Here is a 25096-nt window from a genome sequence, read left to right on the forward strand (position 1 = left end):
CGCGGGATCGCTACCAGGTACGACAAGACCACTGAGTCTTACGAAGCAGCCGTCACCCTCGCCTCACTCCTGATGTGGGCGTGACATTTGACGACGGAACCTAGCTCCGCTCGACGATGACCAGCGTGCCCCGGCTGCCGGGCCGTACGGCGTGCTCCACGCCCGGCCCGACGACGTACATCTCCCCGGCCCGCACGTCGACGTCGGCGCCGTCGGCCACCAGCCGCAGCGTGCCCTCCAGCACCAGCAGCGCCTCCGCCGTGTCATGGGACTCCGGCGGCAGGGGCCGTCCGTCCATCCGCAGCACCTTCACCCCGCTGCTCCCGACCCGCGCGAGCAGCCGGGAGCTCCAGCCGTCGGGCTGCTCCGCCGCCGTGTGCCGCACGTCGACCAGGTTCATGGCATGCCTCCTTGCGGGCCCTCCCCGCAGGGGAGGCGTCCGCGATCGTGATCAAGGGATGCCGTGACGTTACGACACGGAGGCGTTCCGCCGGTCGACCGTCCGGCAAAGGATGCCCTCGCGGCCGGGGCCGGCGCCGGCGGGGTCGGTCAGGGGTTCATCGGGGGATGATCCGCCGGACCAGGTCCGGGGTCCACTCGACGTACTCGATCTCGGTTCCGTCGGCGTGGCGGGCGTAGAGGAAGCGTCCTGTGGGGCCCGCTGTCACCGGGGTGGTGATCGTGGCGCCGGCGGATTCCAGGGTGGTCACCAGGTCGTCGAGGTCCGCCACGACCACGGTGGCGGAGGCGTGCGCGTACGTGGCGCGCTCGTCGGCGGAGCCGGCGATGACCAGGAAGTCGCCGATGGCGGCCAGTTCGACCGCGTGGAAGCGCAGTCGCAGGTCCGGCTCGGCGCCGGTGAGCCGGCGGAGCAGCGAGAGCGCCCCGTCCAGGTCGTCGCTCCACAGGCGGGCGTACGTCTTGAGGATGGTCATGGGCCGCTCCACTGTTCTGGTCACCTTCGGTCACCAAAACCGTAGGCGAGCGTGGTCCGACCGGGAAGAAGGCACTTCTCGGTGACCGGGTAACCCCCGGGAAACCGCGGGGCGCGCGACGCCACGCTCCGCAGGCGGTGCCGCTGCCCGGTCTCCTGAAGGGGCGTCACGGCTTCCGGGCGAGACCTCCGTGCGCGGCGATGACCACGGATGCCGGCGCACCGGGCCCAGGGCGCCACTCGGCCACCGAGACGACGCCGGGCTCGATCAGTTCGAGGCCGTCGAAGAACGAGGTGATCGCCTCGACGGTGCGCAGGTTGTACGGGACGGCACCGCTGCTGTTGCAGGACTCCTGGGCCTGCTCGAAGACCGGGTCGATGCCGTACGACCCGTCGTCGACGGACAGGTGACTGCCCGACGGCAGGGCGGACATCAGCCGGTCGACGAGGGAGCGGGCCTGATCCGGGTCGGCGACGTGGCCGAGGATGCTGCTGAGGATGAGCCCCACCGGCCGGGTGAGGTCCAGCGTCTCGGCCGCCCCCGCGAGGATGCGGTCCGGGTCGGTCGCATCGCCGTCGATGCAGGCGGTCGCGCCCTCGGGCGAGGAGTACAGCGGCGCGCGGGCGTGGGCCAGGACCATGGGGTCGTTGTCGACGTGGACGATCCGTGCCTCGGGGGCGAGCCGCTGGGCGACCTCGTGGGTGTTCTCGGCCGTCGGCAGGCCGGTGCCGATGTCCAGGAACTGCCGGATGCCTGCCTGCCCTTCTTCGAGCCACAGCATGGATCGGCCACCGCACAACCTGCGTCCGGACTCCCCTGCTCCGCCTACTGGTTCGCGTTCCGGTCCGGGGCCGGCGGGAGAGCGGGGACCTGCGCGGACACCGCCGGGTGCGGCTTCACACGTCTCGCTCGCGTGTGTCGGACGGATAGGGAAAACCCTCGATTGACCCGCTGTGAGGTGACATGACTCGGTCAATGCTGTCATTCTCCCTCCGCACGCTGATCCGCCCCACCCGTGTACGGATCACGCTCCCGCACAGCTCAGCTCGCCCGGGCAGCAGACCCCTCTGCCCGTCTGTCAACGGCCGCGACCCGCGGTCGCAGCAGGAGGAGTACGAGTGAGACCCCACAGACCCCTTCCCCACAAGCGCGCCACGGTCGGAGCCGCCCTGGTCTCCACCGCGGCCTTCCTCGCCGTCGGTCTTCAGGCGGTTCCGGCGACCGCCACCCCGGCCGCCGCCCACCCCGGCCCGGTGCGCACCGGCGGCCTGGAGGCGAAGCTCAGCCCGGCCCAGCACCAGGCGCTGATCAAGAGCGCCCAGCAGAAGACCGCCGCGACGGCCCGTACGCTCGGCCTCGGCGCGCAGGAGAAGCTGGTCGTCAGGGACGTCGTCAAGGACAACGACGGCACCCTGCACACCCGGTACGAGCGCACGTACGCCGGTCTGCCGGTCCTCGGCGGCGACCTCGTCGTGCACACCCCGCCGGCCTCGCTGGCCAAGGGGACCGTGAGCACCACCTTCAACACCAAGCGCAAGATACAGGTGCGCTCCACGACCGCGACCTACACCAAGGCCGCGGCGGAGAGCAAGGCCCTGAAGGCCGCGAAGGCCCTGGACGCCGCGAAGCCCACCACCGACAGCGCTCGCAAGGTGATCTGGGCCGGCAACGGCACCCCGACCCTCGCCTGGGAGACGGTGATCGGCGGTTTCCAGGACGACGGCACCCCCAGCCAGCTGCACGTCGTCACCGACGCCACCACCGGCAAGGAGCTGTACCGCTACCAGGCGGTCAAGACCGGCGTCGGCAACACGCAGTACAGCGGCCAGGTGACGCTGACGACGACCCAGTCGGGGTCGAACTACACGCTGAACGACGGCGCGCGCGGCGGTCACAAGACGTACAACCTGAACCACGGCACCTCGGGCACCGGCACGCTGTTCTCCCAGACCAACGACACCTGGGGCAACGGCACCACGTCCAACGCCGCCACCGCGGGCGCGGACGCCCACTACGGCGCCCAGGAGACCTGGGACTTCTACAAGAACACCTTCGGCCGCAGCGGCATCCGCAACGACGGTGTCGCCGCCTACTCCCGTGCGCACTACGGCAACGCGTACGTCAACGCGTTCTGGGACGACAGCTGCTTCTGCATGACCTACGGCGACGGCTCCGGCAACGCCGACCCGCTGACCTCGCTGGACGTGGCCGGCCACGAGATGAGCCACGGTGTCACCTCCAACACCGCGGGCCTGGAGTACTCCGGCGAGTCGGGCGGCCTGAACGAGGCCACCTCCGACATCTTCGGCACCGGCGTGGAGTTCTACGCCAACAACAGCTCCGACCCCGGTGACTACCTCATCGGCGAGAAGATCGACATCAACGGCGACGGCACCCCGCTGCGCTACATGGACAAGCCCAGCAAGGACGGCGGCTCCGCCGACAGCTGGTACTCCGGTGTCGGCAACCTCGACGTGCACTACTCCTCGGGCCCCGCGAACCACATGTTCTACCTGCTGTCCGAGGGCAGCGGCACCAAGGTCATCAACGGGGTGACCTACAACAGCACGACCTCCGACGGCGTCGCCGTCACCGGCATCGGCCGGGCCGCCGCGCTGCAGATCTGGTACAAGGCGCTGACGTCGTACATGACGTCCAGCACCAACTACGCCGGCGCCCGCACCGCCGCCCTCAACGCCGCCGCCGCGCTGTACGGCACCAACTCCGCGCAGTACGCCGGAGTCGGCAACGCCTTCGCCGGCATCAACGTCGGCGGCCACATCAACCCGCCGAGCAGCGGGGTGACCGTCACCAACCCGGGCAGCCAGTCCGCCACCGTCGGCACCGCGGTGAACCTGCAGATCCAGGCCAGCAGCACCAACAGCGGCGCGCTGACCTACAGCGCCTCCGGGCTGCCGGCCGGTCTGTCGATCAACAGCTCGACCGGTCTGATCTCGGGCACGCCCACCGCGGCGGGCTCGTCCAGCACCACCGTCACGGTGACCGACTCCACCGGTGCGACCGGCACCGCCACCTTCTCCTGGACCGTCAGCACCACCGGCGGCGGTTGCAGTTCCACTCAGCTGCTGGCCAACCCCGGCTTCGAGTCGGGCAGCACGGGGTGGACGGCGACCAGCGGTGTCATCACGACGGACAGCGGTGAGGCGAGCCACGGCGGCTCGTACAAGGCGTGGCTGGACGGCTACGGCTCCTCGCACACCGACACGCTGTCCCAGTCGGTGACCATCCCGGCCGGCTGCAAGGCGAGCCTGACCTTCTACCTGCACATCGACAGCGCCGAGACCACCACCAGCTCCCAGTACGACAAGCTGACGGTGACCGCCGGCAGCAAGACGCTGGCGACCTACTCGAACCTGAACAAGGCCTCCGGCTACAGCCAGAAGACCTTCGACCTGTCCTCGCTGGCGGGCTCGACGGTCACCCTGAAGTTCAACGGCGTGGAGGACTCCTCCCTGCAGACCAGCTTCGTCGTGGACGACACCGCCCTGACGACCAGCTGACCCCGCACCGGTGAACAGCGGTCCCGCACCCGGCCTCCGGGTGCGGGACCGCTGCCGTGTCAGCTGAGCGGATCCAGGGTCAGATACGCCTGCTGCGGGCCGCCGTCGTGCACCAGCGACTCCTGGTTGCCGACGTCGTCGAAGGCGAACGCGTACGCCTTCCCGTCGGCCATCTGCGCGTGCACCGCGCGCGCGTACTGGTTGGTCACCGCGTCCTGGTAGAAGTTCGCCGTCGTGGTGTCCGGCTGGTTGGGGTTGACCAGCAGCGTCGACCGGTTGAAACCGGCGCACAGGGTGCGCGAGATGGGTCCGCGGACCTGGTCGTTGGGCGCGTCCAGCAGCTTGTGGCAGCCGAAGACGCTGGACGCGTCCGGCTTCTGGAAGCTGGTGACGACCGCGCCGGAGGAGTTGGTGAAGTTCATGACGTTCCCCGAGACACGGCCGAAGTACTTGGTGTTCGGCTGGTCGCCGAACGGTGTCACGGTCAGGGTCGCCGTCGTGTACTTCTGCCAGACCCGGTTGACGTAGTCGTCCATCGCGTTGGCCGGCAGGGCGCCGGTCTCCACGCCGTACAGCGGGGAGAGCGCGCGCAGCACGGTGCCGTCGGACCGGGTCTGGACCAGGCCCGCCCAGCCGCCCGGCCGGGCGCGCAGCGCGGAGAAGAAGCCGTTCCAGCCGCCGGACTTCAGATGCCCGGTGGTGCTCACCCCGCCGTCGGCCCGCTGGACTCCGACCGCGTACGGCGCCGAGAACATGTCCACCTGGGTGCTGTTGAGCCATAGGCCGGAGTCGTTGAGTGTGTATTCCGACCAGTTGAAGAGGATGTTCCGGTTGGGGTCGGAGGGGTTCTGCACGGCCGGCTGCACCAGTCCGCCGGTGGTGAGCCGGAAGTCCAGCTTCTGGCCGTACGAGAAGTAGAGGCGGCCGGAGAACTTCGGGATGCGGATGGTCTTGGACTGCCCGGCGGCCGGTCCCGGTATCGACGCGTCCGGCGCGGGAGTGGGCGGATTCCCGCCCGCCGGCCAGGCGTGGAAGCCGCCGTTCGCGTCGGCCCAGCCCTGCCGTCCCGAGGAGAGCTGGGTGCCGAGGTCGTAGAGGTACACCGGTTCGGAGCGGCCGGAATTGTTGGTGATCTTCAGCGGGATGGTGTCGGGAACGGCGGCATCGGCGCTCTGGGGTGCGCCGAGCGTGAGCAGTCCGCCGAGCAGGGCCGCGGCGCCGGCCAGCGGCAGCGCCCGGCGTGTGAGCCTGTGAGGCACTCTCCACCTCCGTGTGGGGTCGGGGTCGTACGGAATTGGTCCGTACCTGCTTGAGAGCGCTCTCAGACTCATGCTCACGTCGGGTGCATGTCAATGACATGGACAGGATTGGACCCGGCGCCCACCGTCGGACGGGCGCCGGGACCGGTGTCAGAAGGTGCGCTCGAGCAGGCCGAGCAGCGCGGCCCAGTGCCGCTCGGCGGCCTCCCGGTCGTAGGCGGGGGTGTCCGCCTGGGTGTAGCCGTGGTGGGCGCCGGCGTAGACCTCGCAGGTGTGCCGTACCCCGGCGGCGGTCAGCGCCTCCTCCAGGCGTGCCGCCTGCTCCGGCGGCAGCGACGCGTCCTCGTCGGCGTGCCCGAAATACAGCTCCGCGGTGATCCGCGGGGCCTCCAGGTGCGGGCTGTCGGGGTCGTCGGTGGCGAGGCGTCCACCGTGGAAGCCCGCGCCCGCCGCGACCCGGTCCGGGTGGGCGCCCGCGGTCCACAGCACGAGCCGGGCGCCCATGCAGTAGCCGGTCAGCGCGACCGGGCCGTCGGCCGCCTGCGGGCTGTCGGCCAGCCAGCGCAGATAGGCGCCGGCGTCCCGCTTGACCAGGTCCGGCGTCAGTGAGGCCAGGACCGGGCCGAGCCGCTCCCAGATGCTCGGGTCGGCACCCGGGTCGATGAACTCGGGCAGGTCCACCACGGGCGACCGGCCGAGGCGGTAGAACACGTTCGGCACCAGCACGGTGTATCCGGCGGCGGCGAGCCGGTCCGCCATCGCGCGCAACTGCGGGCGCAGCCCGTAGGCGTCCTGGAAGAAGAGGACGGCCGGACGGGGCCGCCCGTCGGCCGGGCGGACGAAGTAGGCGTCGGCGACGCCGTCCTCGGTCGGGATGTCGACGGCGGTCGCGTGGACATCGGTCATGGCGAGAAGGCCCTCCCTCGGGGATGGGCGGCGGGCGGCGGATGCCTGCCCGGCGCCGGCTACGGCCATGCTGTCACGCGCCGTGCGCGCCGCCGCGCCCGGAACCCCGTGTGTTCACTCGAAGCGACTGGTGTCCCCGGCGCCCCGCCGGACGATCTCCGGCTCGCCGCCGGAGAAGTCGACCACGGTCGTCGGCTCGGTGCCGCACTCACCCGAGTCGACGACCGCGTCCACGACGTGGTCGAGCCGGTCCTTGATCTCCCAGCCCTGCGTCAGCGGCTCCTCCTCGTCCGGCAGCAGCAGCGTGCTGGACAGCAGCGGTTCGCCCAGCTCCGCCAGCAGTGCCTGGGTGACCACGTGGTCGGGGATGCGCACGCCCACGGTCTTCTTCTTCGGGTGCTGCAGCATGCGCGGCACCTCGCGGGTGGCGGGCAGGATGAACGTGTAACTGCCCGGCGTCGACGCCTTCACGGCCCGGAACACATCGTTGTCCACCCGGACGAACTGGCCGAGCTGGGCGAAGTCCCGGCACATCAGGGTGAAGTGGTGCCGGTCGTCCAGCCGGCGGATGGAACGGATCCGGTCGATGCCGTCCCGGCTGCCCAGCCGGCAGCCGAGCGCGTAACAGGAGTCGGTCGGGTATGCGATGAGTGACCCCGAGCGGACCGCGTCGGCGATCTGTGTGATGCTGCGCGGCTGCGGGTTGTCGGGGTGCACGTCGAAGTACTTCGCCATCCGCCGAGCTTATGCCGTCCCGGGACGCGCGGCGCGCTGCCGCCGTCTCGGTGCCCGTGACGTCGTGACTGACGGACAGGGGAGAACCGCATGCGCCGCCGGGATCCAGGTGACGGTCACGCCCGTGTACCCGGCCCCGGGCCCGATCGCCGGCGGCGGCCCCCGGTCCGCCACGCAGCGGATCGGCGGCGGCCCCGGCGCCTGCGCACCGGTCCGCGCCGAGCGTGGCCGCCTCGGCGTCACGCAGCGCGGACCGAGCGGAACCCCGCGGACCGAGCGGAACCCCGCGGACCGGGCGGAACCCCGCGGACCGAGCGGAACCCCGCGGACCGGCGCGGACCCTGCGGGCCGGCGCCGCGGTGCTCCGGGGGGAGAGAGGGGGGCCGGTCCGCGGCGTCGGAGGCCAGGCGGGGGAGCGGCAGCTCTCCCCGGAGCCCTGGCCGATTCGCACACTCCGCGGATCGACCGGAATTCGCCGGCGTATCTTCCCGGCTCCAGGGCATGCGACCTTTGAGCCGCCCGGGCCATCCCCCCCGTCCCGGGCATGGCGTCTCCGCCGGCGGCCACCCCCCGGGCCGCCGGCGGAGCTTTCTCCTGGCGGCGGCGGGCAGGCACCCGCCGGGAGACACGGCCGGCTCCTCACCTGACCGTCGGTTCGGCCGGCAGGTCGAACACGTGCCGGGGGGAGATGATCTCGGTGACGGCCCGGCCGAACAGGGTGCTCGGTTCTTCACCGCGGTAGCCGATGTCGGTGTTGAGGAGCACCACGAGGGTCGTCCGGGTCGCCGGGAGGTAGACGGTCAGCGACTCGTATCCGGGCAGGGAGCCGTTGTGGCCGATCCACCCCTGCACATCGAAGATGCCCAGCCCGTAGCCCGCGCCCCGGATCGGCGTCGCCGGGGTGACGAGGCGCTGCCTCTGCGTGGCGGCGCTGATCATCCGTCTGCCGTCGGGCAGTTCACCGGTGGCCACCGTCGGCGCCCACACGCGCAGGTCGTCCAGTGTGGAGATCATCGCGCCCGCCGCCCAGCCCCAGGACGGGTTCCAGCCGGCCGTCTCGGCGATCTCGCCGTTCGCCGTCTGGTCGGTGTAGCCCTGCGCGTGCGGCGCGGGGAACTCGGCGCCCTTCGGGAAGAGCGTGTCCTTCATGCCGGCCGGATCGAGGATGTGCCGCTCGATGTACTCCCCGAGCGGCCGGCCGCTCTCCTTCTCCACGACCAGGCCGAGAAGGATCAGGTTGGTGTTGCTGTAGGAGAACTTCTGGCCCGGCTGGAACAGCACGGGATGCGTGAAGGAGTAGTCCAGCAACTGCTCGGGGGTGAAGGGGCGTTGCGGATCGGAGGTGAGCGCCTTGAAGAAGTGGTCGTCCTCGGAGTAGTTGAACAGCCCGCTGCGCATGCCGGCCAGCTGACGGAGGGTGATCCTGTCGCCGTTCGGTACGCCGCCGACGTACCGGTCGATCGTGTCGTCCAGGCCGACCTTGCCCTGGTCCACCAGTTGCAGCAGCGCCGTGACGGTGAACGTCTTCGTCTCGCTGCCGATCCGCAGATACAGGTCCGGTGCCATCCTGCGGCCGCTCGCCTTGTCGGCGACGCCGAACGAGCGTACGTAGTCGGGCTGTCCCGGCGTCCAGACGCCGACGGTGACACCCGGCACGTGCGCCTCACGCATCACCCGCTGTACGGACGCGTCGAGTCGGCGGGCCACGTCGGGGGAGAGGGGGCGGACGTCCGGACCCGAGGCCGACGGGCTCGGGGTGCCGGTGGCGGGCGCGGAGGGTGCGGTGGACGGTGTCGCCCCGGCGGTGAGCGGTACGAGGAACGCGGTGGTCAGCAGGGCGGCCATCGCCCCCCGGCGCAGGCGTAGGGACGTGGGCGACATGGGCTGACTCCAAGCACGCGAGAGCCGACCGTGCGATGAGCGGGACGTCGGGGCCCGGACCTTCCCAGGATAGGAGCGCCCGGACCACGGTGCGCGCCGGGCGGGTGGGGCACGGTGCGCACCGGGCAGGTGGGGCATGGTGCGCGCTGTGCGGGCGGGGCAGGGTGTGCGCCGGGCGGGCGGGCGGGCCGGGTGGCGGGATGTTTGTCCGATGGCGGAAGGACTCGTTCGGGCGATGGGCTCACCCGACCCGGTGAGCGGCCGCGGCGGGACGTACCGGTGGCGGACTCCGGGCGTTGCCCCGGCATGGACCGCTTGGACTGGATGGACCGGAGGGACAGGATGGACCGGATGCGCCGCCTGCGCCGGGTGGACCGCACCCGGGAGCCGATCTACGCCGTGCTGGTCGCGGAGTGGCGGGCGCGGGGGCGGACCGTCCCCGCCGAGCCCGAGGCGTTGTGGGCCGCACTCTGCGGACCCGGTCCGAGCGCACGGCCCGATCCCGAGTACCGCTGACCGCCCCCGGCCCCGCTATCCGCCTCCACCCGGACCTCTGCGGCCCCGCTGCCTGCTGTCTGCCTCTACCTGGACCTCTGCGGTCCCGCTGCCCGCCTCCACCCGGACCTCCGCGAACCCGCCGCCCGCGCCCTCCGGAACCCGCTCTGTCCGCCTCCGGGCGGCGCGGTCCGGGCTGCCGCCGCCCTGCTGCCGGCGCTACTGCCCGCGCAGCGGCGCGAGGACCGCCAGCGTGCCGTTGGCCTGCTGCAGCGCGTCCTCCAGACCGCCGGGCGTATGGAGTGTGCCGGTGCCGTCGGGCGGGACGAGCCACTCCAGGAAGCGGGCCGACCGGTACGGCGGCGGCACGGCGACCCACGATCCCTTGGTCGCGTACCGCAGACCGGCCCCCACCCAGCCGCCGGACGGATCCGGCGGCAGGAAGAAACCGACCCGTCCCGCCGCCGTGTCCACCAGCGTCGGCCCCGGTACGGGAAGCTCCGGCCGCCACAGCAGATCAAGGGTGAGCAGTCCCAGCCGCTCGGGGACGCTCAGCACATCCCAGAAGCGGCCCCCCTCCAGCAGCGCGATGCCCTCGCCGTGGTCCCACTCCCATTTGCAGGCGCGCGGGTCGGCCGACGCCGCCGCCAGCCACTCCACGCCCCGCATCCACATCGTGTTCGTCATGCACTGCTCCGGGTGTCCTCGCCCGCCTGCCGAGCGCAGGGAACGACCATGACCGGGCACTTCGTGCGTCCGCACGCCAACCCGGCATATGCATCGTTGTAGATATTTCTATTCGGCGGAAGGGGTGGCGCGGCCTGGCGTTTGTGGCGGGACGTTCGAACTCCGGCTGCCGGTTCGTCAGCCGAGGGGAGGGGGATGCGTCACCCGTCCGGTGATCGTCGGGTGATCCCCCGGCGGGATGCGCCGGAATCGATCGTCCTCGCGATCGAATCGCGCGCACGGCATTGAGGGAGTCTCCTTTTCCGTCGTACTCTCGCGACGTTCCGTCGCCTTCTCCGTCGAGGTGTCCATGGACCGCACGCGTCTGCACGCCCTTCTGACCCGCGAGAGCGCCGAGGCCGAACGCCGCAACCCGCGGTCCCGGGCGGCCTACGCGGACGCCGGCCACCTCTTCGGCCGGGTACCGATGACCTGGATGAACAAGAACGCCGGCGGCTTCCCGCGCTATCTGGCCGGCGCCCGCGGCGCCCGGGTCACCGATGCGGACGGGCACGAGTACATCGACTTCTGCCTGGGCGACACCGGCGCGATGGCCGGTCACTCGCCCGCGCCCGTGACCGAGGCGGTCCGGCGGCGGTTCGCCGAGCTGGGCGGGGCCACCGCCATGCTGCCCACCGAGGACGCCGAGTGGGTCGGCGCCGAGCTGACCCGGCGGTTCGGCCTGGCGCGCTGGAGCTTCTCGCTCACCGCGACCGACGCCAACCGCTGGGCGATCAGGCTCGCCCGGGCCCTCACCGGGCGCCCGAAGATCCTGGTCAACAGCTACTGCTACCACGGCAGCGTGGACGAGTCGCTGATCGTCACCGGCCCGGACGGCACCGGTACCGCCCGCCCCGGCAATGTCGGTGCGCCCTGCGACGTCACGCTGACCAGCAGGGTCGCCGAGTTCAACGACCTGGCCGGCCTCGAGCGCGAACTGGCCGAGGGCGACGTCGCCGCCGTCCTCATGGAGCCCGCCCTCACCAACATCGGCATCGTGCTGCCCGAACCCGGCTACCTCGCCGGGGTCCGTGACCTCACGAGGCGGTACGGCGCCCTGCTCGTCAACGACGAGACCCACACCTTCTCCGCCGGCCCCGGGGGCTGCACGGCCGCCTGGGACCTGTCACCCGACCTCCTCACCATCGGCAAGGCGATCGGCGGCGGCATCCCGGCCGGGGCCTACGGGCTCTCCGCCGAACTCGCCGACCGGCTGCTGTCCCGCACCGACCTGGACCTCGTGGACATGGGCGGTGTCGGCGGCACCCTCGCGGGCAACGCGCTGTCGGTCGCGGCCACCCGGGCCACCCTCGAACATGTGCTCACGGCCGAGGCGTTCGCCCGGATGAGCGGCCTCGCCGCACGGTTCGAGGCCGGTGTCCGGGCCGGCGTCGAAGCGCACCGGCTGCCCTGGTCGGTCAGTCGCCTCGGCGCCCGCACCGAGTACCGCTTCACCGCACGGGCCCCGCGCACCGGTACCGAGTCCGCCGCGGCCGCCGACCCGGATCTGGAGGACTTCCTGCACCTCTACCTCGCCAACCGGGGCATCCTGCTCACCCCGTTCCACAACATGGCGCTGATGTGCCCGGACACCACTGAGCGGGACGTCGACACCCACACCGAGGTCTTCGCCGCCGCGCTCGCCGAGCTGGCCGCCTGAGGAGACCTGAGGAGAGGGGACGGGACGCGTGAAGGACATGGACGACATCGACCGGGCCATCCTGCGGGAACTGCAGACCGACGGCCGTATCGCCTACGCCGACCTCGGACCCAGGGTCGGCCTGTCCGCCTCGGCGGCCCGCCAGCGCCTGCAGCGGTTGCTGGACGCCAAGGCGGTCCAGGTGGTCGGCGTCACCGACCCGATGGCCATGGGCGGGCAGGCCATGGCCCTGCTCGGCATCGGCGTCGACGGCGACCCCCGAAGCGTCGCCGACACCCTCGCCGAGCGCCCCGAGGTCGTGTACTCCGTGCTCACCTCGGGCGGTTTCGACCTCTTCGCCGAGGTGGTCGCGCCGGGCCCGAAGGCGCTGCTCGACTTCGTCAACGACGTGGTGCGCCCGGTCGAGGGCGTCCGCGAGATCCGCTCCTTCCCGTATTTCGGCATCCACACCCACCGGTTCCTGTGGGAGGTGGGCTGACCCGGTGGGGCACGGGGCGACCACGGCCGTGGAGCCGGTCCGCACGGCGGCCGGCGGCGCGGGTGCGGTCAGCCGTCCGGCGGGTCGGGCGACAGCACCATCATGGTGGCGTCGTCGCGGACCCGGTAGCGCAGCTGCGCCAGATCCGCCCACACCGCGGCGGGCAGCTCGGCGGACGCGGTGCCGGCCAGGGTGCCCAGCCGCTCCGGCAGCGGATAGAACGCACCCCCGGCGTCCCGGGCCTCCCACACGCCGTCGGAGGCGAGGAACAGCCGGTCGGCCGGACCCAGCGCCACAGTGACCTCCTTCGGCGGATCCACGCCGACGAGACCGATGCCGAGCGGCGGTCCGGGCGGGACGGTCACCTCCCGGGCCTGCCCCTCGCACAGCAGGACGGGCGCCGGATGACCGCAGGCCAGCACCCGCACCGCCGCCGAGTCCGCGGCGAACTCCAGCAGCAGGGCCGTCGCGAACAGCTCCGCGTGCCGTACGTCCGCCGAGTCCACCGTCAGCCGCCGGTCGAGGCGGGCCGCCACCGACTCCAGGTCCGGCTGGTCCAGAGCGGCCTCCCGGAACGCCCCGAGCAGTGACACCACCGTGGCGACCGCCGTCAGCCCGTGCCCCCGCACGTCCCCCATCACCGCGCGCACCCCGTACGGGCCCTCCCGTACGTCGAAGAAGTCGCCGCCCACCAGCGTCCCGTTCTGCGCGGCCCGGTAGAAGGTGGCGCATCCGACCCGCCCGACCCGCTCGGGCAGCGGCGGCTGCACGGCCCGCTGGACCGCCTCCCCGATCGTCCGCTCGACGTGCAGCTGGGCGTCCCGATGGCTGCGCACATAGGACACGAACACGCTCAGCGTGGCCACGAACACGATGGTGAGCAGATCGGTGTCGCCCGGACTGTTCAGCTGGGTGCCCGGCACGTTCAGCACCGCGACCACGCCGAGGCCGAGCAGGCCGGTCATCAGCGGGCCGTACGACAGGACCGCGAGCGGCGGGATGGCGCCCAGCACGAAACCGAGATCACGCGCATGGGGCGTGACCAGCGTGGCCGAGCCGACGGCCGCGAGCAGGAGTACGGGCAGCACCCGTATCCACCACGGCGGTGGCGCTCCCCGCAGCCAGCCGCGATTCTCCCGGTCACCGCGCGACGACCAGCCGCGCACCGCTCTCACATCCCCAAGCTACGCCGACGCCCCCGTACCGCGCCCCGTGGAAAAACGATGGACGCCCCCGCGGCCGCGCCCTACGCTGTGATCATCACGCCCGGAACGGACGGAAGAAGGAGGCGAGTGTCATGCGGTTCACCATCATCCAGCGCTCCCCCCTCCCCGTGCCGCGGGCGTGTCACGTCTGAGATCCGACCGGGAGCGCGGCACACCATTCGCATCCCGGAGGAATCCTTGACCGACCTGGTCATCCGCACGCTCGACGAGAGCAGTGCTCACCTTTTCCGCACCATGCCCGACCCGCTCGCCCTGGCCGACCGGCACCGCCTGGTCCGCTACCGCTCCGACTGGCAGCGCATCGCGCTGCGCGACGGCCGCACCGTGGCGCGCGCCGCTTGGTGGGCCCGGCCCGAGGACCCCGAGCCGCTGCTGATCAACTGGCTCGACGTCGCCGAGGGCGAGGAGGAAGCGGGCGCGGAGCTGCTGCGCTCGGCGCCCTGGCAGACCCCCGAACTCGAACTCGACCTGCCGCCCGGCTGGCGGGAGGATCCGCTGCTGCGCGCCGCGGTCGACAGCCGTGCCGCCGTCGCGCGCATGGCCGGCTACACCCCCCTGGTGGAGCGCTTCATCTACCGCTGGACCCCGGACTGCGGCCTGCCCGAGCGGCCCGGCCGGCTCGTCTTCACCGCCGAACCGGACGACGCCGTGTTCTACGGCCTCCTGCGCCGCATCAACTCCGCCACCCTCGACGCCCATGCCCGCCGGGCCGTGGCGGAGGGCGGCGTGGATCACGCGGCCCAGGAGGACCTGGACGTCTTCCACTGGTTCCCGTCACCGAGGTCCTGGTGGCAGATCGCCCGCACGCCGGCGGGCGATCCGGTCGGCATCCACATCCCGGCACGCAACCCGTCCGGGCCGTGCGTCGGCTTCATCGGCGTGGTGCCGGAACACCGCGGCCACGGCTACGCCTACGACCTGCTCGTCGAGTGCACCCACTTCCTGGCCGGACAGGACGCCGAGTTCATCGGGGCCGCCACCGACCAGGACAACTTCCCGATGGCCGCGCACTTCGCCAGGGCCGGCTATCCCGTCACCCGGGAACGGGTCAACTACCGGCTGGACGGGACCGGGACCGCCTAGTCCGTACCGCTCGCCAGCCGGGCCTCCGCCGTCGCGAGGATCTCGGTGACGCGGAGGCCGAACGCGGCGTCGCAGGGGTGCGGGCGCCCGGTCCGGGCCGCCCGCACCAGCGCGCCGGCGGCCCGGCCGAGCGCGGGGACCGCCCCCTCGGAACTCCCCGGCAGCACCGACACGCCGGCCTCGCCCCGCAGCTCCACACCGGCCCCGGCCGCCGCCGGCGGAGCCGTCAGACTCAGCGTGAGCGTGCTCGACGCACCGGTGGCATGGTCGAGCACCAGATGGACGGTGTCCGCCGGACCGGGTGCCGCCGCCGCGACCCGCCGTACGTCGCCGAGCACCGGCAGCAGGACCGACAGGGCGTGCGGGCCGACGTCCCACAGCGCGCCCTTCTCCCGCCGCCAGGGCGAGGCCGCGAACGGGCTGTCGGTCGTGAACACCGCTCCCAGCCACTGCGCCCGTGCCGTGAACCAGCCCGGGACGGCGGCCTGTTCCTCGATCCAGGCGTCCGGCTCCTTCTGGAAGCGTGTGGTGAAGAACACCACCGACGCCACCCCGGCCCGCTCCACCGCTTCCGTGACGGCCCGGGCCTCGGCGACCGACACCGCCAGCGGCTTGTCCAGCAGCAGATGGCGCCCCGCGCGGGCCGCCCGCACCGCCAACTCGGCCTGCACGGACGGCGGCAGGGCCACCGCGACCGCGTCCACGTCGGCCAGCAGGGCGTCCACGTCGGCGTAGGCGGCGACGTCGTACTCCCGCGCCAGCTCCGTGGCCGCCTCCGGGCGGCGCCCCCACACCCCGGCGAACTCCAGGTCCGGGTGTCCGGCGAGGGCGGGGGCGTAAGCCGCCCGGGCCCACGGGCCCGTCCCCAGCAGTCCGATGCGCATGTCGCGTTCCTCTCTCCGGTCCGTTCCCCGCCTGTTCAGGATGGTGTGCTCCGGTCGCCCTGCGCACACCCGCTGCCCGGATCCCCGTGCCCGGCCAGCCACTGGGCGATGGCGGCGGCGATCGGCTGGCCGGTGTCCATCTCGACGAACCCGAACTGGCCGGACTGGTTGCACTCCAGGAACCACCAGATCCCGTCGCCGTCCTCCGCGAAGTCGAAGGCACCGTACGCCAGCTCGGCGCCCGCCATGTAGCGCAGCACACCCTCGGCGACGCGCGGCGGCACCTCGACGGGCAGCCAGGGAGAGACCGACGGGGCGAAGCGCACGTCCACGTCGTCCGGGTGGGCGTCCGGGGCGGTCGGCTTGCGAGCGGCCAGCAGCGTGCCGCCGACGACGGTGAGCCGGATGTCGGCGCGTTTGGGGATCCGCCGCTGCAGCAGGGTCGGGCCGAACGCGACCGCGGTGAAGTCGGCGTCCGGCGCGACCCGGCTGGTGGGCACCGCCCGGGGCGGCTCCTGCGGATGCGCCCCGGAGACCGGTTTGACCACCAGTTCCGGGAAGCGCTCCGCGAACTCCCGCGCCGCCTGCGGGAACGTGGTGATGAGGGTGGCCGGCACCGCGAGGCCGCTGCGCTGGGCCAGATGCAGCTGCCAGGGCTTGTGCCGGGCGCGACGGGCGGCGTCCGGATGGTTCATCCAGCGCGCGTCGGTACAGCGGAGCATGCCGTACAGCGCCTGCGAGGACTCCTCCGTCAGCCAGGCGGACGGCTGGGCGGCGCGGGCGGCCGGGTCTCCGGGTCTGCGCACCCAGACGGAGCGCAGCCCGTTCACGCTCACCAGGCGTCCGCCGACGGACAGATGTCCCCGGCTGACGCCCTGGACGTACTCGCCCGACAGCGCCACCCCGTTGGTCAGATCGGCGGGGTCGAGCCGGACGACGGGCACGCCGGCCTCGCCGAGCCGGAGGACCACCATGTCCGCCGTCACGTCTTCTTCACTTGTCAGGATGAGCACGGTCATCGTGGACAGTCCGCGGTTCAGTCGTCGAAGTGCGTCTTGGAGCCCGCGGTCGAGGTGGTCGTGCCCAGGGCTCTCAGGGTCGCGTGGTCGGTGGCGGCGATCGTTCCGTCCGGGAGGACGTTCAACTGCAGTCCGGAGTCGTACGCGTACGGAGCGGTGACGTCCAACTGCACTGCGGGCCGCGCGTAGTTGAGCGTGAACGGTTGCATGGTCTCTCCCTGATTCGGCTTTCACGTCCTTATACGAATCGAACGGGTGATTGGTTTCCTTACGCAGCGTAACCGCAGCTCGGAAGGGGTGTTGGAAAAGTCTCACTCGGTGAGCGCGGTCCGTGCCGCCGCCAGTGCCTGCTCGGCGTACCCGCGCCCGAACAGCACCACATGCACCAGCAGCGGGAAGAGCTGGTGCAGCGCCACCCGGTCGCGCCAGCCGTCGGCAAGGGGCGCCGCGTCCTGGTAGCCGACTAATACCCGGTCCAGGTGCGGACAGCCGAACAACCTGAGCATGGCCAGATCGGTCTCCCGGTGCCCGCCGTGCGCGGCCGGGTCGATGAGCCGGACCTCGCCGTCGGCGCCCCACAGCACGTTCCCGTTCCACAGGTCGCCGTGCAGCCGGGCGGGCGGCTCGGCGGGGCCCGCCAGTTCCGGCAGCCGCGCACAGACCCGCTCGAACACGGCCGCCTCGGCCGGGCCCAGCGTGCCGCCGTCGACCGCCGCCCGCACATAGGGCAGCACCCGGTGTTCGGCGTACCAGCGCGGCCAGTCGGCGCCCGGCACGTTCCGCATGGGCGCGAGGCCGATGTACGCGTCCTCCGGTCCGCCGGGCGGCGGCGCCCCGAAGTGGGGTGCGCCGGCCCTGTGCAATGCGGCCAAGGACTGGCCGAAACGCAGCGCTGCCGCGGGGTCGGGCGATCCGGTCGGCACGCGCTCGGTCACCATCCAGCGCTCGTCGCTCCCCAGTACCACCGGCACCCGCACCGCGTCCGCCGCGGCCAGCCAGCGCAGCCCCGCCACCTCCGCGCGCACCGCCCCCGGGCCGTCGGCGCGCTTGACCATCACCGGCGTTCCGCCGTCCAGCAGCACCTCGGTCGGTGAGCCGGACGATCGTGCGGCGCCGGCCGCCCGGCGCCCGGTGAGCCGGGACGCCACCTGTTCCGGAGTCTCTCCTCGGTTGACCACGGCCTCAGGGTACGGCCCCCAACCCCCCTCTTCCGCTGGGCATTTCAACGGTTGATACGACTGATTTCGGCCAAACCCAGGCAGTTACTACCCGTGGTGATCCCGTACGGCTAGCGTGATGGCGCCGCATCGCCACACCAGGGGCACCGGGCCCCGCAGGGACTAGCGCGCGGCGGAGGATTTCCCCCGTGACCACAGCATCCGTGCTGATGGCCGACGTCTTCGAAGTCCAGCCGTACACCTCCCACTGCGAGGTCATCCTCAGCGAGGGAGCGCACGCCGTGATCGGTGTCTCCCCGGGCAACAGCTACTTCTCGGCCCGGCGCCTGCACGACCTCGCCCGCTGGGGACTGGACCACTTCGACCGGGTCGACTTCGTCTACACCGACCTGTACGTCGCCGAGATGTACGAGGCCTCCGGCTACCCGCCGGACGAGGCCCGCCGCAAGGCCGTGAAGAACCTGCGTGGAGTGCGCGCCAAGGTGCGCGACGCGGTGTCGGCGGCCGATTCCGACGGCGGCCGGCTGGACTGGCATCCGATGTCGGAGTTCCGCACCAACCCCGCCTACCAGGAGATCCATCGCCAGCTGAAGGCGCGGCTGGTGTCCGACGGTGCGTTCCGGACTGTCTGCGAGACGCTGGTGAACCGTTTCCTCTCGGCGCGCGGCGAGACCCCGTCCGAGCGGCAGCGCGCCGTGTGCCTGGAGTACGTGTGCGCCGAGGCGCCGCTGTTCCTGGACACCCCGGCCATCCTCAAGGTGCCCTCCTCGCTCAACTGCTACCACCAGCTCCTGCCGATGGCCGAGCTGCTGTACTCCCGCGGCGCCGGCCTGCGCGCGTCCCGCAACCAGGGCCACGCCGTCGTCACCCCCGCCGCCCTGGAAGGAGCCGCGGTATGACCACCGCCCCGGACACCCGCGCCGACCACCCTCCCTTGCCCCGCTTCCCGTTCTCCTGGGACGGCACCCGGGTGCCCGCCGAGGTCGGGGAACTGCGCGCGACCGCCCCCGTGCGGCGGGTGCGGACCATCGCCGGCGACGAGGCCTGGCTGGTGTCGTCGTACGAGCTGTGCGCGCAGGTGCTCAAGGACGACCGGTTCTCCCTCAAGGACACCTCCGCGCCCGGCGCCCCCCGGCAGTACGCGCTCACGATCCCGCCGGAGGTCGTGAACAACATGGGCAACATCACCGGCGCCGGACTGCGCCGCGCGGTGATGAAGGCGCTGAACCCCAAAGCGCCGGGCCTGGCCGAGTGGCTGCGTGCCGAGGCCCACCGGCTGGTGGATCGGATCGTCGCCGACGGGCCGACGGCCGATCTGCGCGGGGCGTTCTGCGAGCCGTACTCGGCCGGGACGCACTGCCGCATCCTCGGCATCCCGCAGCGGGAGGCCCCGGGCTTCCTGCGCAGCCTGGACATCGCCTTCATGAACGCGCCGTGCCCCGTCACCGGCGCGCGGCTCAACTGGGACCGGGACATCGCCCGGATGGCCGCCCTGCTCGACGACCCCGCGACCCACGGCCTGCTGGGCGAACTCGCCGCCCTGCGCGACGACCCCGGCCACACCCACCTCACCGACGAGATGCTGGCCACCGTCGGCGTCACCCTGTTCGGCGCCGGCACCGTCTCCACCTCGGGCTTCCTCACCATGGCCCTCGTCTACCTGCTCACCCACCCCATCGCCCGTGACCTGCTGCGCGACCGCCCCGACCTGATCGGCCCGGGAGTCGAGGAACTGCTGCGGGTGAACCTCTCCATCGGCGACGCCCTGCCCCGCCTCGCCCTGGAGGACGTCCGGCTCGGCGACGCCGACATCCGCACGGGCGAACTCGTCCTCGTCCTGGTCGAGGGCGCCAACCTCGACCCGGAGAAGTTCCCCGACCCGCACCGCTTCGACGTCCACCGCGACAACACCGCCGACCACCTCTCCTTCGGCGGCGGCGCGCACTACTGCCCGGCGACCGCGCTCGGCCGGGTCCACGCCCGCACCGCCCTTGAGGTGCTGCTCGACCGCCTGCCGGACCTCGCGCTCGCCGTCCCGCCCGGCCAACTGGTCTGGCGCACCGGCTTCATGAAGCGGATACCCGAGCGGCTCCCGGTGACCTGGTAGCCCGCCGTATCCGTCGCCCCTGCGGGCGTCCCCGGCCCGGCACCCCGGGCGGGGGCGCCGGCGCCCGCCGGGCCCGCACCGGCCGGCCGGTCGTCACTCCCGGGTCACCCCTACGGGATTCCCCGGCGGCAGCAGTCCCGCCTTCTCGACGGACCCGGCCAGGGGCTCCAGCCATGCGGCCAGGCGTTCGCTCCGCTCCGCGCCCAGGCGGGCCCACGGTCCTTCGGCCGCCGCGTCGGTGCGCGCCTCGACCTCCGCGCGCAGTGCCGTCCCGGCCGGTGTGAGCGAGCTGTCCGCGGCGAGCAGGCCGTCCGCCCGCAGTCGGGCCTCGGCCGCCGCCCAGTCCGCCTCCGGCCACTTCCGGGTCTCCCGCAGGGACACGCCGTCGGACTCGCCCGACGCCGCCTTCAGCAGCATGGCCTCGACCGGCCCGAGCCCCAGGCTCACCAGCACCGCCACATGCGAGTCGCCCCGGTGCTCGCGCAGGGTCGTCAGGGCCTGCCACAGACGCGCGGCGGCCCCGTCCGGGCGATCCAGCGCCTGGTTGGCGGCGGCCAGCACCCGGCCCGTGGTGTCCGCGACCGCCGCGGCCTCCCAGGCGAGGTCGGCGGCCCGCGCGAAATCGGTGGAGCCGACGGTGTCCGCCCCGAACAGCCGGGTCATCGCCGTGTCCATCGCCTCCCGGCGGGCCGCGAGGACCTCCGCCGGAGTCGCGTACCCCCAGGCGTCGGGCAGCGCACGGTTCACCCGCGAGGGGTGGAAGACGTAGAAACAGCTCGTCACCACGGACGGCGGTGCCGCGCCGAGCGGGGCGGCGCGCAGCGCGAAATAGCCCATCCAGTAACCGCGCATGCCGAGCCCGTCCGCCGCCCGCCGGGCCTCCGGCGCGAAGTAGACGAGATCGTGCACCGGTTCGTACAGCCCCCACAGGGCTCGTGCCCTCGCGTCCGCCACCGCTTCCTCCCACCGCCTCGGCCTGCCTCCGTACCAGACTGGGTTATGACAGCGGTCATAACAAGAGGGCTGGGCATCACCCGGCGCGGACCCGGACGCGGCCGACCGCGTTGCCGAGCAGCTCCGTGAACCACACGGCCCGGCCGGGCCCGGAGGCCAGGCCGAGCGGGAGCTTCTCGCCGCCGTCGGGCACGGGGAAGGTGGTGACCGCGCCCGTCGCGGTGATCCGGCCGATCCGGCCGGTCTGGTCGGCGTACCAGACGAGGCCGTCGGGCCCGCGGGTGATGCCGCCCGGCAGGCCGTCCTGACCGGGCAGCGGGAACCGGGTGAGACGTCCGGTGTAGTCGATCCGGACGGCCGCGCCCAGACCGGACGCGGTGAGCCACATGCCGCCGGGACCCGCGACGATGCCGCCCGGGAAACTGGCCCCGCCGGGCAGCGGGAACTCGCTGACGCGCCCGCCGGTGGTGATCCGGCCGACCTTGCCGCCGCTCAGCTCGGTGAACCACAGGGCGCCGTCCCCGCCGGCCGCGATGGAGTGCGGGGAGGCGTCCGGGGTGGGCACCGGATACTCGGTGATGCCGCCGGAGGCGGTGATGCGGCCGATCCGGTTCCCGCTCGCCTCGGTGAACCACAGGGCCAGGTCCGGGCCGAGCGTGATCCCGGTCGGCCCGCCGCCGGCCCTCGGCAGCGGGAACTCGGTGAGGCGCCCGCCGGTGGTGATCCGGCCGATCCGGCCGGCGGCGGTCTCGGTGAACCACAGCGCCCGGTCCGGGCCCTGGACGATCTCGGCAGGACCGGTGTCCGGTCCCGAGGTGGGGAAGTCGGTGACCGTGCCGTCGGCGGCCATCCGCCCGATCCGTCCGGCGCCGTGCTCCGCGAACCACAGCGCGCCGTCCGGACCGCCGGTGATACCGGCCGGAGCGGCACCGGCCGTCGTGGTGACCGGATACTCCGTCACCGTCTCCGTCCCGGCGCGGGCCGGAACCGCGGTGACGGCGACGGCGACCAGCGCGCCGGCCCACGCGGCGGCGGCCCGCCGGGTCCTGGTGCGGCGGCGGGGGTTCACGGGCATGGGGCACCTCCATGGCGGCGCGGCGGCACCGTCGGACACGAGCGCCGGACGCCGGACGCGGGAACGGGGGCCGGGTCCGCGCCCCGGATGCCGTACGGCCCGATCACTCCCGCAGGCGTACGGCCGCCCCGGCGATTGACCCGGACGAGGGGTCGCGCGGCCGGAACGCTGGGGCAGACGGGTGGCATGGTGACACGGCTGGACGGCCCGGATGGTGGGAGCCGGGGGCCTCGCTGACGGTGGTTCATGTCGAGGCCGGGCCATCCAGCTGATGAGGTATCCGCTGCCCGGTCACGGCGGAAGGACATCACTATGCGCTCTGCCCGCATGCTCCTGGCGACGGCGGCAGCCACAGCCGCCCTCGCCTTCGCGACGCCCGGCGCCGCGTTCGCCGTCCCGGCCGAGCACGACAGCGGCCAGGACGACTCTTCCTACAGCAAGGAGAAGGACAGCGACTCCGGCAGTGACCGTGACAAGGGATCCGACAGCGGCCGTGACAAGGGCTCCGACGAGGAACAGGACAAGGACTACGGCAACGAGCGCGGCGGCGGCGGGGAACACGACGGGCCGCGCGGCGGAATGCACACGGGTGGCGGAGCGCTCGCCTCGGTGCGCAGCGGCGGCTGGGGCTCGGAGAACGACGACAGCCGGTTCGACCCCGAGAGCTACCGCGACAAGGGCGGGGACAGCGAGGACGAGGACGAGGGCGGCGGGGGCGGCGGGGGCGGCGGCGGGGGCGGCAAGGGAGACAAGGGAGGCAAGAGCGGCAAGGGCGACTGGGGTGACGAGGAGGGCGGCAAGCCGCGCGGTGGAATGCACACCGGCGGCGGCGGGCTCGCCACGCCCGGTGTCACCGCGGGCGGCCTCGCCGTGCTGGCCGTAGGCGCCACCGGTGCGTACGCGCTGCGCCGCAAGAAGGCCGCCGGCCCGGTGTCCTGACGGACCGGCAGGTCCCAGGGGCTGCGGACACCGCCGACGCGCCGCTCGTGTCGGCGGCCCGCGCCCCCTGCGCCCGCCCCCGGGCGCGGTGGCCCGTGCCCCTCGGCGCCGGCCCCGGCGCCGTCCCGTCCCTGCTCCGATCCCCGTGCTGCCGTGCCCGAGTGAGGTGGTGTCCGATGGCAGCAGATTCCCCCTCGACCCCTGCCTCGACCCCAGCGGCACCGGACGACCGCCGTTCCGGCCGCGGCGGCCGGATGATGCTCTGGGGCGCGGCGGCCGTGTTCCTCGCCGTCAGCCTGTTCGGCGGCCATCAGGGCCCGGATGACAAACCGGAGGCGCAGCGGGCCTCGGGCGCCGGCTCCGTCACCGGCCCGCGGCACGACGGCGACGCGATGTCCCGGGCCACACCGACCCGGCTGCGCATCCCGAAGATCTCCGTCGACGCCCCCTTCACCACCCTGACCATCGGTGCCTCGGGCCAGCTCCAGCCGCCGCCGGCGGGCGACACCAATCTCGTCGGCTGGTACGCCGCGGGCGTCTCGCCCGGGGAGGACGGCACCGCGATCATCGCCGGGCACGTCGACACGGTGACCTCGCCGGCCGTCTTCGCCGACCTCGGCGAACTGGAGCCCGGCGACCGGTTCGCCGTGGAGCGGTCCGACGGGAGCACCGCGGACTTCGTCGTGGACGACTCCGAGACCTTCGCGAAGGACGATTTCCCGAGCGATCTGGTGTACGCGGACGCCGACCGTCCCGAGGTCCGGCTCATCACCTGCGCCGGGGACTACGACCGCACGGTGCGGGACTACACGGACAACCTGGTCGTCTTCGCCCATCTGGAGTGAGCCGGCGGGGCGCGGTCAGGCGGCGCGGTGCGCGAAGGGGCCGTCGGCGGCGAACGCCAGGGCCGCGAACCGCTCGCCGATCCGGCGGTGGCCGGCGGCGTCCGGGTGCAGGGCGTCGGGCAGCGGCAGCTCGGCGAAGTCGGCCTCGCCGTACAGTTCCCGGCCGTCCAGGTAGTGCAGCGCCGGGTCCTCGGCCGAGCGTTCGCGCACGATCCGGGCCAGCTCCTCGCGGATGACCCGCAGGGTGAGCTTCCCGGCGGCCCGCTCGGCCGGATCCCCGGCGGCCCGGTACCCCACCCGGCCCTCGCCCAGCGCCGCCATGTCCATGGCGGTGGGGCCGGGCGTGTCCTCGTGCAGCGGGCACAGCACCGGCGAGACGACGAGCAGCGGGACGTCGGGATGGCCCTCGCGCACGGTGTCCAGGAAGCCGTGCACGGCGGGACCGAAGGCGCGCAGCCGCATCAGGTCGGCGTTCACCACGTTGATGCCGAGCTTGACGCTGATCAGGTCGGCGGGCGTGTCGCGCAGCGCGCGTGCGGTGAACGGGTCGAGCAGCGCGCTGCCGCCGAGGCCGAGGTTGATCAGCTCCGCTCCGCCGAGGGACGCGGCGAGCGCCGGCCAGGTGGTGGTGGGGCTGGCCGCGTCGGAGCCGTGGCTGATCGAACTGCCATGGTGCAGCCACACCCTGCGGCCCCGGTCCGGTACGGGCTCGACGGGGGCGTCGGCGCGCAGTGCGACGAGTTCGGTCGTCTCGTTGTGCGGCAGCCAGATCTCCACGTCCTTGACCCTGTCCGGCAGACCGGTGAAGCGCACGGTGCCCACCGGGCCGGGCCGGTGCTCGGCCGAGCCGGTGGCCAGATCGATGGTGAGGGTGCTGCCGTCGGCGAGGGCGGCGCTGCCGGCCGGGCGGCCGTCGACCAGCAGGTCGTACAGGCCGTCCGGGCGGGGCGGTAGGCCGGGGTAGACCCGCTTGGTCGGCAGGGTGTCCAGCTCGACGGTGGTCGCGCGGGTGCGCAGGACCAGCCGCACGCCGGAGGGCTGGGACTCCACCAGGGCCAGCTGCGGGTCGGCGCACTGGGCGCGGGCCCGGGCCGGGAGCCGGTGCGGCAGCAGGCCGTGCGCGGTGCGCTCCAGTTCGAGGGCGCCGCGGATCAGGTCGGGGGTGAGGGGGACGGTGTGCATCGTGTCTG

The 25096-nt window shown here is 73.0% G+C and carries 24 protein-coding genes and 1 pseudogene; 9 read left to right on the forward strand and 16 right to left on the reverse strand.

Annotation, left to right across the window (positions count from 1 at the left end; all coding sequences use genetic code 11):
* Positions 1-100: 100 nt before the first annotated feature.
* The 3 genes and pseudogenes from ACF073_RS35865 to ACF073_RS35875 form a co-directional block, all read right to left on the reverse strand.
* Positions 101-400 (reverse strand): cupin domain-containing protein, encoded by a 300-nt coding sequence (locus tag ACF073_RS35865; protein ID WP_392075671.1) that lies wholly within the window; start codon positions 398-400, stop codon positions 101-103.
* 157 nt (positions 401-557) lie between these two features.
* Positions 558-935, reverse strand: coding sequence for a VOC family protein (locus ACF073_RS35870; RefSeq protein ID WP_392075672.1), 378 nt, complete (start codon positions 933-935; stop codon positions 558-560).
* Positions 936-1101: 166 nt separating this feature from the next.
* Positions 1102-1695 (reverse strand): annotated as a pseudogene (locus ACF073_RS35875) (SAM-dependent methyltransferase); the annotation flags it as partial.
* Positions 1696-2053: 358 nt separating this feature from the next.
* On the opposite strand from ACF073_RS35875, the gene ACF073_RS35880 reads away from it, so the two are divergent.
* A complete protein-coding gene (locus ACF073_RS35880) occupies positions 2054-4456 on the forward strand; it encodes a M4 family metallopeptidase (protein WP_392075673.1) in 2403 nt (800 codons plus the stop codon).
* A 59-nt stretch (positions 4457-4515) separates the two neighbouring features.
* Here the strand turns inward: ACF073_RS35880 and ACF073_RS35885 are convergent, their stop codons facing one another.
* From ACF073_RS35885 to ACF073_RS35900, 4 genes are all read right to left on the reverse strand, one after another.
* Entirely contained in the window at positions 4516-5715 is a 1200-nt protein-coding gene (locus tag ACF073_RS35885) for a glycoside hydrolase family 64 protein (protein WP_392075674.1), read from the reverse strand.
* A 150-nt stretch (positions 5716-5865) separates the two neighbouring features.
* Positions 5866-6621 carry a dienelactone hydrolase family protein gene (locus ACF073_RS35890; protein ID WP_392075675.1) on the reverse strand — a complete coding sequence of 252 codons (756 nt, stop codon included), beginning with the start codon at positions 6619-6621 and terminating at the stop codon, positions 5866-5868.
* 114 nt (positions 6622-6735) lie between these two features.
* Entirely contained in the window at positions 6736-7356 is a 621-nt protein-coding gene (locus tag ACF073_RS35895; RefSeq protein ID WP_392075676.1) for an L-threonylcarbamoyladenylate synthase, read from the reverse strand.
* Between the two features lie 639 nt (positions 7357-7995).
* Positions 7996-9237, reverse strand: coding sequence for a serine hydrolase domain-containing protein (locus ACF073_RS35900; protein ID WP_392075677.1), 1242 nt, complete (start codon positions 9235-9237; stop codon positions 7996-7998).
* A 342-nt stretch (positions 9238-9579) separates the two neighbouring features.
* Here ACF073_RS35900 and ACF073_RS35905 point away from each other — a divergent pair, with 342 nt between their 5' ends.
* Entirely contained in the window at positions 9580-9753 is a 174-nt protein-coding gene (locus ACF073_RS35905; RefSeq protein WP_392075678.1) for a hypothetical protein, read from the forward strand.
* 198 nt (positions 9754-9951) lie between these two features.
* Here the strand turns inward: ACF073_RS35905 and ACF073_RS35910 are convergent, their stop codons facing one another.
* Positions 9952-10419, reverse strand: coding sequence for a hypothetical protein (locus ACF073_RS35910; protein WP_392075679.1), 468 nt, complete (start codon positions 10417-10419; stop codon positions 9952-9954).
* Positions 10420-10768: 349 nt separating this feature from the next.
* Here ACF073_RS35910 and ACF073_RS35915 point away from each other — a divergent pair, with 349 nt between their 5' ends.
* Positions 10769-12118: a transaminase gene (locus ACF073_RS35915; RefSeq protein WP_392075680.1), complete on the forward strand. Its 1350-nt coding sequence runs from the start codon at positions 10769-10771 to the stop codon at positions 12116-12118.
* A gap of 37 nt (positions 12119-12155) precedes the next feature.
* Complete coding sequence (locus ACF073_RS35920; RefSeq protein ID WP_392075765.1) at positions 12156-12596, forward strand: Lrp/AsnC family transcriptional regulator; 441 nt, start codon at positions 12156-12158, stop codon at positions 12594-12596.
* Positions 12597-12664: 68 nt separating this feature from the next.
* On the opposite strand, the gene ACF073_RS35925 is transcribed toward ACF073_RS35920, so the two are convergent.
* Positions 12665-13771: a PP2C family protein-serine/threonine phosphatase gene (locus ACF073_RS35925; protein WP_392075681.1), complete on the reverse strand. Its 1107-nt coding sequence runs from the start codon at positions 13769-13771 to the stop codon at positions 12665-12667.
* A 228-nt stretch (positions 13772-13999) separates the two neighbouring features.
* On the opposite strand from ACF073_RS35925, the gene ACF073_RS35930 reads away from it, so the two are divergent.
* Positions 14000-14905 carry a GNAT family N-acetyltransferase gene (locus ACF073_RS35930; RefSeq protein WP_392075682.1) on the forward strand — a complete coding sequence of 302 codons (906 nt, stop codon included), beginning with the start codon at positions 14000-14002 and terminating at the stop codon, positions 14903-14905.
* On the opposite strand, the gene ACF073_RS35935 is transcribed toward ACF073_RS35930, so the two are convergent.
* From ACF073_RS35935 to ACF073_RS35950, 4 genes are all read right to left on the reverse strand, one after another.
* Positions 14902-15789, reverse strand: coding sequence for a Gfo/Idh/MocA family protein (locus ACF073_RS35935; RefSeq protein WP_392075683.1), 888 nt, complete (start codon positions 15787-15789; stop codon positions 14902-14904). The genes ACF073_RS35930 and ACF073_RS35935 overlap by 4 nt on opposite strands.
* 35 nt (positions 15790-15824) lie before the next feature.
* Positions 15825-16808, reverse strand: a complete 984-nt coding sequence (tgmB, locus tag ACF073_RS35940) for an ATP-grasp ribosomal peptide maturase (RefSeq protein WP_392075684.1) — start codon at positions 16806-16808, stop codon at positions 15825-15827.
* A gap of 17 nt (positions 16809-16825) precedes the next feature.
* Positions 16826-17017 carry a putative ATP-grasp-modified RiPP gene (gene tgmA, locus ACF073_RS35945; protein WP_392075685.1) on the reverse strand — a complete coding sequence of 64 codons (192 nt, stop codon included), beginning with the start codon at positions 17015-17017 and terminating at the stop codon, positions 16826-16828.
* 102 nt (positions 17018-17119) lie between these two features.
* Complete coding sequence (locus ACF073_RS35950) at positions 17120-17956, reverse strand: fructosamine kinase family protein (protein ID WP_392075766.1); 837 nt, start codon at positions 17954-17956, stop codon at positions 17120-17122.
* A gap of 218 nt (positions 17957-18174) precedes the next feature.
* Here ACF073_RS35950 and ACF073_RS35955 point away from each other — a divergent pair, with 218 nt between their 5' ends.
* Together ACF073_RS35955 and ACF073_RS35960 are read left to right on the forward strand one after the other, a co-directional pair.
* Positions 18175-18885 carry a tRNA-dependent cyclodipeptide synthase gene (locus tag ACF073_RS35955; protein ID WP_392075686.1) on the forward strand — a complete coding sequence of 237 codons (711 nt, stop codon included), beginning with the start codon at positions 18175-18177 and terminating at the stop codon, positions 18883-18885.
* A complete protein-coding gene (locus ACF073_RS35960) occupies positions 18882-20093 on the forward strand; it encodes a cytochrome P450 (protein ID WP_392075687.1) in 1212 nt (403 codons plus the stop codon). Before ACF073_RS35955 ends, ACF073_RS35960 begins: the two co-directional genes overlap by 4 nt.
* A 93-nt stretch (positions 20094-20186) precedes the next feature.
* Here ACF073_RS35960 and ACF073_RS35965 read toward each other — a convergent pair whose 3' ends face one another.
* Both ACF073_RS35965 and ACF073_RS35970 read right to left on the reverse strand, forming a co-directional pair.
* Positions 20187-21047 carry a hypothetical protein gene (locus tag ACF073_RS35965; RefSeq protein WP_392075688.1) on the reverse strand — a complete coding sequence of 287 codons (861 nt, stop codon included), beginning with the start codon at positions 21045-21047 and terminating at the stop codon, positions 20187-20189.
* A 76-nt stretch (positions 21048-21123) separates the two neighbouring features.
* Positions 21124-22122 carry a hypothetical protein gene (locus ACF073_RS35970; RefSeq protein WP_392075689.1) on the reverse strand — a complete coding sequence of 333 codons (999 nt, stop codon included), beginning with the start codon at positions 22120-22122 and terminating at the stop codon, positions 21124-21126.
* Between the two features lie 312 nt (positions 22123-22434).
* Between ACF073_RS35970 and ACF073_RS35975 the strand changes: the two genes are divergently transcribed.
* The gene (locus tag ACF073_RS35975; RefSeq protein WP_392075690.1) at positions 22435-23061 is read left to right on the forward strand and encodes a hypothetical protein; all 627 of its coding nucleotides are present in this window, start codon (positions 22435-22437) and stop codon (positions 23059-23061) included.
* A gap of 176 nt (positions 23062-23237) precedes the next feature.
* Positions 23238-23906, forward strand: coding sequence for a class F sortase (locus ACF073_RS35980; protein WP_392075691.1), 669 nt, complete (start codon positions 23238-23240; stop codon positions 23904-23906).
* A 15-nt stretch (positions 23907-23921) separates the two neighbouring features.
* Here ACF073_RS35980 and ACF073_RS35985 read toward each other — a convergent pair whose 3' ends face one another.
* On the reverse strand, positions 23922-25088 hold the full coding sequence (locus ACF073_RS35985) for a GDSL-type esterase/lipase family protein (RefSeq protein WP_392075692.1): 1167 nt from the start codon (positions 25086-25088) through the stop codon (positions 23922-23924).
* Between the last annotated feature and the right edge of the window lie 8 nt (positions 25089-25096).

It is taken from the genome of Streptomyces sp. NPDC015171 (assembly GCF_043079545.1).
In the GTDB taxonomy this organism is placed as follows: domain Bacteria; phylum Actinomycetota; class Actinomycetes; order Streptomycetales; family Streptomycetaceae; genus Streptomyces.